The 8,243-nt window shown below is 62.5% G+C and carries 11 protein-coding genes; all 11 read right to left on the bottom strand.

The window, feature by feature from the left end; all coding sequences use genetic code 11:
• Nucleotides 1-114: 114 nt before the first annotated feature.
• The 11 genes from ACP7BL_RS17450 to ACP7BL_RS17400 all read right to left on the bottom strand — a co-directional run bounded on the left by ACP7BL_RS17450 (nt 115) and on the right by ACP7BL_RS17400 (nt 8,117).
• Nucleotides 115-282 (bottom strand): hypothetical protein, encoded by a 168-nt coding sequence (locus tag ACP7BL_RS17450; RefSeq protein ID WP_426258904.1) that lies wholly within the window; start codon nt 280-282, stop codon nt 115-117.
• Nucleotides 282-887 carry a cation diffusion facilitator family transporter gene (locus tag ACP7BL_RS17445; protein ID WP_010405584.1) on the bottom strand — a complete coding sequence of 202 codons (606 nt, stop codon included), beginning with the start codon at nt 885-887 and terminating at the stop codon, nt 282-284. Before ACP7BL_RS17445 ends, ACP7BL_RS17450 begins: the two co-directional genes overlap by 1 nt.
• Entirely contained in the window at nt 884-1,567 is a 684-nt protein-coding gene (locus ACP7BL_RS17440; protein ID WP_010405583.1) for a ZIP family metal transporter, read from the bottom strand. The genes ACP7BL_RS17445 and ACP7BL_RS17440 overlap by 4 nt, the downstream gene beginning before the upstream one ends.
• Before the next feature lie 31 nt (nt 1,568-1,598).
• Nucleotides 1,599-1,934, bottom strand: a complete 336-nt coding sequence (locus ACP7BL_RS17435) for a hypothetical protein (protein ID WP_231564852.1) — start codon at nt 1,932-1,934, stop codon at nt 1,599-1,601.
• Nucleotides 1,935-1,999: 65 nt separating this feature from the next.
• Nucleotides 2,000-2,455: a hypothetical protein gene (locus ACP7BL_RS17430; protein WP_010405581.1), complete on the bottom strand. Its 456-nt coding sequence runs from the start codon at nt 2,453-2,455 to the stop codon at nt 2,000-2,002.
• Nucleotides 2,456-2,481: 26 nt separating this feature from the next.
• On the bottom strand, nt 2,482-2,937 hold the full coding sequence (locus ACP7BL_RS17425; RefSeq protein ID WP_010405579.1) for an MgtC/SapB family protein: 456 nt from the start codon (nt 2,935-2,937) through the stop codon (nt 2,482-2,484).
• Entirely contained in the window at nt 2,937-3,377 is a 441-nt protein-coding gene (locus ACP7BL_RS17420; protein ID WP_010405576.1) for a hypothetical protein, read from the bottom strand. The genes ACP7BL_RS17425 and ACP7BL_RS17420 overlap by 1 nt, the downstream gene beginning before the upstream one ends.
• A 117-nt stretch (nt 3,378-3,494) precedes the next feature.
• The gene (locus ACP7BL_RS17415; protein ID WP_010405574.1) at nt 3,495-3,737 is read right to left on the bottom strand and encodes a zf-TFIIB domain-containing protein; all 243 of its coding nucleotides are present in this window, start codon (nt 3,735-3,737) and stop codon (nt 3,495-3,497) included.
• A gap of 131 nt (nt 3,738-3,868) precedes the next feature.
• A complete protein-coding gene (locus tag ACP7BL_RS17410; protein WP_010405572.1) occupies nt 3,869-4,369 on the bottom strand; it encodes an SRPBCC family protein in 501 nt (166 codons plus the stop codon).
• Nucleotides 4,370-4,515: 146 nt separating this feature from the next.
• Nucleotides 4,516-4,863: a DUF190 domain-containing protein gene (locus tag ACP7BL_RS17405; RefSeq protein WP_033963078.1), complete on the bottom strand. Its 348-nt coding sequence runs from the start codon at nt 4,861-4,863 to the stop codon at nt 4,516-4,518.
• Nucleotides 4,863-8,117 (bottom strand): efflux RND transporter permease subunit, encoded by a 3,255-nt coding sequence (locus ACP7BL_RS17400; RefSeq protein ID WP_126849020.1) that lies wholly within the window; start codon nt 8,115-8,117, stop codon nt 4,863-4,865. Before ACP7BL_RS17400 ends, ACP7BL_RS17405 begins: the two co-directional genes overlap by 1 nt.
• Nucleotides 8,118-8,243: the final 126 nt, after the last annotated feature.

The following is an 8,243-nucleotide window of genomic DNA, read 5'->3' as shown; positions in this document are numbered from 1 at the left end:
CACCAAAACCACGAAAGGAAAAATCACCAGCTTGACCCAAAACCCGCTCTGCGGGACATACCTTCACCCGGGTCAATTCTCGATGGAAATACCGGGTCACTTCTCAGCGGAAATCTACATGCAGAGCTTTGCCGCCGTATCGCCGTCGGCGGGCAGGACATGCGCGCGCTCGACGCCGCGCTTGGCGCTCAACGTCGAGACGAGGCGCCCGACACAGGCATCGACCGCGTCGGGAACCTCGGGCAGAAGGACGGGAATATCGAGTTCGAGCTTTTCGGTCATCACGCCGTCTCCGCGTTGGTCTTGGTTTCTGCGCGCGCATCACGCAGGATTTCGATGCCGCCCTTGATCGCGATAAGGGCGGTAGCCAGGCCGACCAGTAGATCGGGCCAATTCGTTCCCAGCCAGAGCACCAACGCCCCAGCAATCAGGATGCCGCCGTTAGAGATGAAGTCGTTGAAGCTGAACGTGGTCGCGGCGCGTAGATTAACATCGGGCTGCTTGAGCCGTTGCAGCAGTCGCAGACAGATATAGTTCACGACGCCGGCAATCGCCGACATCACCATCATTGTCGGCCCGATCGGGTCGCTGCCCTGGATATAGCGGCGGCCGACGTCAATCAGGATGCCGCCGGCGAAGATCAGCAGCATGACGCCGGACACTGTTGCAGCCCGCGTCTTCCAAGCGCGTCCCTGACTCAGGGCAATCAGGCTGAGGGCATAGACCGCGGTGTCGGAGAGGTTGTCGACGCCATTGGCGATAAGCGCGCTGGAATCGCCGATCAGGCCGGTCACGAAGAAGCCCGCGGCGATCACTACGTTGAGCAGCAGCACGATCCAGAGCGTGCGGCGCTCGACTGAAACCTGCCCATCCGGGGAAGCCGTCATACCATGATTTCCTCGATCAGCAGGAGGACGAGGAAGCCGACGAAGAACATCGCGCTAATAAGCGGCGAGTCCGGCTTCTCGTGCGCTTCGACCAGCAGCTCTTCGGTGACGAGATAGAGTAGCGCCATAAGACCGAAGCTCAGGAAGCCGGTGATCCATATCGGCGTCAGCAACGCCACCGGCTGTGCGATCAGCGCGCCGATCGGCACCAGCACCGCCAGCGCGCAGGTCAGGCCGATCGCTTTCATCTTGCGATACCGGCCTGCCAGATCGTTGGTGAGGGTCAGGGCCAGGAACAGCACTTCGAGGGTCAGCGCGACGGCCAGCAAAGAACCCGCCTTCTCGCCGGCGATAAAGGCGAGGCCGAGAACAAGGCCGTCTATCGCCAGATCAAGACCGATCGCGGCGAGCAGCGCGACCGGCCCCCTGAACCGGCTTTCCGCCGCCTTCAGGCCGAGCATCACAGCGACGCCCAGCGCTCCGCCGATCAACGTTGCGGTCGGAGAACTGCCGTGCATCACCAGCGGCAGGATCTCCGTCGCAGCGGCGGCGAACACCACGCCGGCCGCGAGGTGCTGCATGGCCGCGACCAGCTTCTCGCCGGGCGTGCGCCATCCGGCGACTAGCGCGCCGATCATGATCGCGATCATGGGGATCAAGGAGAATTTGAGCGCTGCCATCGTCAGCGCCCCTCTGGGCCGGGTGAATTGGTCACAAGCTCGTTGCCTTCCTGCACAGGACCGGATGCTTGTCCGCTTCCTCGATTTTGATTTCGCTGCCCGAGAAGGTCGCGCTCATCGTGTCGCCGACATATTGGAGGCCGGGTGCCGGCGCGGTCAGGACGATCGGCGCCGCGTTCGCATCGCGGCGCAGCTCGAGCGCCAAGCCCTCATCCTTGAAGTCGACGAGGAGCGGGCGATTGTCCTCGCACCGATAGGGGTGACGACCGCGGGTTCCGCTCGCATCCCCGCTGTCGCCGGCGTGGATTTCCTGTTCGGTCGGCGGCCCTTTGCGAGGCTGTTCGGAACAACCCGATAACGTCAGCACAACGCATATGCCGGCGATTCCAATCCGAAATCGCGTCATGTGTGTCGCCGGGCACATCCTGATACTCATAAAAGCCATTGAGCAGCTCCGATGACGCCGGCGATCGTGACGATGACGCCAACCAGGATCAGCTTTTCACGGCGCGGATCGGCGACGTTTCGTATTCGCGCCGCGACCTGCCAGGCAGGGCGCACCGGGACGCGCCAAGACCCGGACGCGATCCGGTCCAGCTCGGTATCCGAAAGGCGGAAAAACGATTTCACGTCAGTCCGAGAGCGTCCCGTGAGACCCGTCACGCGAAAAACCGGGTCGGCCCAAGCCAGTTCGATGGCGCTTGGATTCGCGGCCATCGGTGAGATGTCGTCGCCCGCTGCCCATGACGGACGCAGCAGCGCGATAAGCCGGTGCGGATCGCGTTCGAGCAGAGAAGCCCAGCGCACCAAGCGTGAACGACGGTCGCCGCTCGGGAGCGCGGACACCGGCTCGGATTGCCCACCACTCTTCGGCACTCGCCATTTCATGCGCGTGTCTGCGGGACGATTGTGCCTCATTGCCGGTCAACCGGCTCGACGTGATCTTGGGAGGCACGCTTCAGCGGATGAGAAAAGCGCAACGTCAGGAAGGTCGTCAAGCTGAGAACCGCCGCGATGTCGTAGAGACCATAGCCGACTGCGGCCCCCAGCGCTCCGGTCGCCCATAGGCTTGCAGCGGTAGCGGTCCCGGAAGCCTTTCCGCCATGCTTCAAAATGGCGCCACCGCCGATGAACCCGACGCCTGTGATCAATCCTTCGAGCAGACGTGCTTGGGCAGGAGACGTGCGACCGAGAATGGCGATAGCGACAAGCACGAACCCGCAACTGGCGATGGCGACCAACGGAAAGGTTCGGATGCCAGCGCTGCGTTCGTCCTTCTCCCGGTCCCAGCCAACCGGAAGCGCTAGCGCATACGCCAGCGCGAGGCTGACGATATGGGAAAGGGCTTCCCACAATGACGGCAGCAGCATCATGCGGCCGAGCCCGCGGCTTTTCCGCTTGCTGCCTTGTCCGCTGAATCTCGATAGGCGGGCGCCCTCTTGCAGGTCATGGCGCGCGCGCCGGGGCGCTCGAGCGTGATCAGGTCGCCGCCTGAGATCGACACGTTAAGATTTGGGCCGACGTAGGTCAGCCCGCTTGCCGGCGAAGTCACTCGCATCGGGGCTGCGTTCGGATTTGTCTTTATAGCGAGGGTCAGGCCATCGCCGAGAAAATCGACATCGAGGCGTGAACCATCAGGACATGCGTAGAAATGCTCGCCAATGAAGTCGGGCATCTGACGATCACGGGATGCTTTGGCCTCGCTGTCGCTCGCAGATGGCGAGCAGCCGAGCAGGCCCGGCGCCAGGGCAAGCCCGGTTGCGATGATGATCCATCGAACCGGACCGCTGCTAGGTCGCCGAGCCGTCATCTCCCTGTCTTCCCACGATCTATCGCCATGGGCGCTACAGGGGGCACGCCCATGGCGCGGGCCGTTCTCACACGGACACCCGAAGGACTCGTTGTGCGGCGGCCGATCCACAGCAGTTCAGTCGAACAATTCGCTCAGGAAGCCCTTGCGGCGACCCTTATGGCCCCGCTCGTCGCCGTGCTTCCCGCCATGATCGCCATGGCCACGATCGTCGAACATCCCGGCGCGACCGCCGCTCGCCGGCGGCGCGATGTCGCCGCCGGCGCTGCGCTCGATGATCTTGTCGAGTTCGCCGCGATCGAGCCAGACCCCGCGACATTGCGGGCAATAGTCAATCTCGATGCCTTGGCGCTCGCTCATGACGAGATCAACCTTGCAAGTCGGGCACAACAGACCTTGTGAGGTTCTGTTCTCTACCATGACGACACCCTTTCTTTTGGATTTAAGAAGCAAATGACGATCAGCCAATGTCCGCCGCGTTCGACAGCGTGTCAGTCATTGGCGGCATTGCGAGCAGCGGGCGGTTTAATCGGCCGTGGGCGGTTTCGCGTGGATCGCCCCGGCAATCGGGACTGACGGCGCAGAAGGGCCAAAAAAGCCGCATCCTGCTGACGCATGGTCCGGCGCAGGCCCTTGCGCATCATGCGGCCGACCAAGGCGCCGACGATACCCCGACATTCGACTGAATGGTGAACACAGACGCCGTTCGCGATAGGCTCGATCTCGTAGCGTTCGTCCAGGGTGAGAAAACCTCGCACACCCATCTGCCATCCGATGAGCTGGGGTTTCGTCAGCCGGTTGATGATCATTTGCGTCGTCATTTTCCGATCGCCGCCGAACAGGAGCCATGTCACATCGATTTCGGCACCACGTTCGGCCTCGCCCGCGATGCGATATACGGGGTGCCATCGTGCAAAGCTCCTTAGATCGGAGATCAGCGACCAAACGCGGAGCGCTGACATGTTGAAATCGAAACTCGTCTCTTCCTTCATGACTGCCTGTCCTGTCGGGGCCCGACACGGCCGAACCGGAGGCCGCGCAAAAGCGGCCTCCTCCCCGATTAAGCGGGAAATTGATGGGAGCTGCGTGGACGCCAGGGGCTGGTACGGACCAGGCCCCGGTGCGTGCGGGCCGATCCTCATTGGCTAGGGCTTTCCAGCGTTTTACTGGCCTTGCCCCCGATGACCTCTACGGCTTCGAGAGTGATGAGGCCGATGTCAGGCACATCATCCAGACTGGCAACGAACGCGCGCAACGCATCCTCAAAATCGACGATCTCGATCACCACGGCTCGATCACTTTCGAGCACATGGCGGCGGTGGACGTGCGACGACGCCCCAAACCCGATCAGCGCCTCAAGCACCGTGAGACCCGCCATCTTCCGATCGCGCGCCAGCGAGGCGACATGTTCGAAAACCTTGCGATCGCCGATATAGGCCGCTTCGTCTGTGTAGATCCGCAGCAATTTTCGAGCGGGTTGTCCCATCACGCTTCTCCTATCAAAGGGGCAGGATCCTCGTCGTGCGGGGTGCTACCCTCTTGTTCTTTTTGGTCCTGGGTTCGCCCGAGGATCACTTTCGCGAGCGCCGGCAGCACGAGCAAGGTAAGGATAGTTGCCGCAATCAGGCCGCCGATCACGACCGTCGCAAGCGGCTTCTGGACCTCAGCGCCGGTACCGTGCGCGAGCGCCATCGGCACGAAGCCGATCGCCGGCACGAACCCCGTCATGATGACCGCGCGCATCTTCTCGGCCATGCCTTCGCGAATCGCCTGCGCGATAGGCAGTCCACCTTCACTCCGGTCTCGGATCGCCGTCATGACGACAAGCCCGTTTAGCACCGCCACGCCGGCGAGGCAGATGAACCCAACCGCCGCCGACACCGAAAAGTTGATGCCCGTCAGCGCCAGTGTGAACACGCCGCCGGCGAGGCCCAGTGGAACCGCCAGGAACACCGATGCCGCCCTGCCGAACCCGCCGAGCGCCATATAGAGGAGCCCGAAGATGGCCAGGAAGCAAAGTGGAACGACGATCGACAGTCGTTTGGACGCTGCAGCCAGGTTCTCGAACTGGCCACCCCACTCAAGATAGTAGCCGGCCGGTAGCTTGATCTGCGCGATCTTTGCCTGCGCCTCCTGTACGAACGACCCGGCATCTCGACCGCCCAGGTTAACCTGAACAACGACGCGACGCTTGCCGTTCTCGCGGCTGATCTGGTTCAGACCCTCGGTCAGCCGGATTTGCGCGACTTGCGCCAGTGGCACCTGCCCACGCGGACGACCCGCTACCTCGGGTAGCAGCACCGGCAACGAGCGGATGTCGTCGAGATTGGCACGGGTCGCATCTGGCACACGCACGGTGATATCAAAACGCCGATCGCCCTCGTACACACGCCCGGACTCACGACCGCCGAGTCCAGCCGCAACGGTATCCGCGACATCGCGGATGGTCAGGCCGTACCGCGCGATCGCCGCGCGATTGAGCTTTACGTCGAGCGCTGGCGCGCCCCCGACCTGTTCGGCCTTGACGCTCGCCGCGCCGGGTACCGTCTGGAGCACCCGCACCATTTCGCCAGCGGTCTGCGCCATCTTGTCAAGATCGTCGCCGTAGATCTTGATCGCGACGTCGCCGCGGACGCCCGCGATCAGCTCGTTGAAACGGAGCTGGATCGGCTGACTGACCTCATAAAGATTGCCGAGCAGTCCGCCGGTCGCCTTTTGGATCTTGGCAACGATGTCGGCCTTGGTCGTGCCCTTGGCCCATTCCTCCTTCTCCTTCAGGATCACAAACCCGTCCGAGACGTTCGGCGGCGCCGGGTCAGTTGCGGCTTCCGCGATGCCCGTCTTGGAGAACATCAACGCGACTTCCGGCACCTTTATCACCGCCTCCTCGACCTTGCGTTCCATCAACAGCGATTGTTCGAGGCTGACCGAGGGCACGCGCGTAGACGCGAAGGCGAGATTTTTCTCGTCGAGCTGGGGGATGAACTCGGAACCGAGCAGTCCAAAGGCGGGGATCGCCGCCAGGAAGAAGGCAAGCCCGCCGATGATGAACGGCCACGGCTTGGCGATCGCCCTGTCGAGCAGTGGAAGGTAGCGCTCTTTGGACTTGCGGATCAGCCACACATCCTTCTCCGCGACCTTGCCGCGGATCAGGATTGCGACCAGCGCCGGAACCAGCGTGATCGCCAGCACGAACGCCGCCACCAACGCGAGCATGATCGTGATCGCCATCGGCGAAAACGTCTTGCCTTCGGTGCCGGTGAAGGTCAGCAGCGGTGCAAATGCCAGGAGGATGATGGCCTGACCAAAAACGGTCGGCTTGATCATCTCCTGCGCGGCCCGCATGGTCTCCTCCAGCCGCTCCCTGACCGAAAGCAGCCTTCCCTCATGTTCTTGCCTATGCGCCAATCGGGCGAGGCAGTTTTCGATGATGATGACCGCGCCATCGACGATCAGCCCAAAGTCAAGCGCGCCCAGGCTCATCAAATTGCCGGGGACGTTGAACGCGTTCATTCCCATGGCCATCATCAGGAACGAGAACGGGATTACCAGCGTCGCGATCACCGCGGCGCGCCAGTTGCCGAGCAGCAGGAACAGCGACGCCGCGACGAGGATCGCGCCTTCGGTCAGGTTGCGCTGGACCGTGGCCACCGTTGCCCCGACCAGCGCCGCGCGGTTCAGCACCACCTTAACCTGGATGCCGGGCGGCAACGTCTTTGCTATCTGATCGAGCTTGGTAGTCGCCTGTTCGGCCACGACCCGGCTGTTCTGTCCAATCAGCATCAGCACCGTGCCGATGACCGCTTCGCGGCCGTTCATGCTGCCAGCGCCGGTACGCAGGTCACCGCCAACACGAACGTTGGCGATCTGGCCGATCGTGATCGGCGTCCCGCCCCGCGTAGCGGCGACCGCGTTGCGGATTTCGTCAACGGTACGCACGCGGGAGTCGACGCGCACAAGGTACGCTTCACCACCGCGGTTGTAGTAGTTCGCGCCCACCGCGAGATTTGCGTTCTCGAGAGCTTGGCCAAGTTCACTATAGGAGATGCCATAGCTGGCTAGTTTCGTCGGATCAGGCTCAACCACGAATGTCTTAGCGAAGCCGCCGATCGAGTCGACGCCGGCAACGCCCTTAACCGAGCGAAGCTGCGGACCGATGATCCAGTCTTGGACAGTTCGCAGATAGCTCGCCTTGGCCACCGCGTCCGTTAGTCGTTCGCCTTCGGGCGTCAGATAGCTGCCGTCAGGCTGCCAGCCGGGTTGGCCGGCGACCTTTTTCGCGCCCCTGCCGTCCGGATTGGCGTAGCCGACCGTATACATGACGATCTCGCCGAGGCCGGTCGAGACCGGCCCGACCTGCGGCTGCACACCGTCCGGCAATTTTTCGGCCGCTTGGCGCAGGCGCTCACCGACCTGCTGGCGCGCGAAATAGAGGTCGGTGCTGTCGGTGAAGATCGCACTGACCTGGCTGAAGCCGTTGCGCGAGATCGAACGTGTGGTTTCTAGCCCGGGAATGCCTGCGAGCGCAATTTCGACTGGATAGGTGACGAGCTTTTCGATTTCGACCGGCGACAGCCGCGGATCGATCGTGTTGATCTGAACCTGTTTGGTAGTGATGTCGGGCACCGCGTCGATCGGCAGCTTGGAAAGCTGCCACACGCCGAGGCCGGCGATGACGAGGAACAATGCGAGGACCGTCCAGCGTGCGCGGACGGAGAGCGCCATGAGATTTGCGATCATGATCTATTTGTAGATTTCCGCTGAGAAGTGACCCGGTATTTCCATCGAGAATTGACCCGGGTGAAGGTATGTCCCGCAGAGCGGGTTTTGGGTCAAGCTGGTGATTTTTCCTTTCGTGGTTTTGGT

The sequence above is a fragment of the Sphingomonas sp. DC1600-2 genome, assembly GCF_049897605.1.
Taxonomy (GTDB): domain Bacteria; phylum Pseudomonadota; class Alphaproteobacteria; order Sphingomonadales; family Sphingomonadaceae; genus Sphingomonas.
This window is presented reverse-complemented; position numbering and strand designations above follow the sequence as displayed.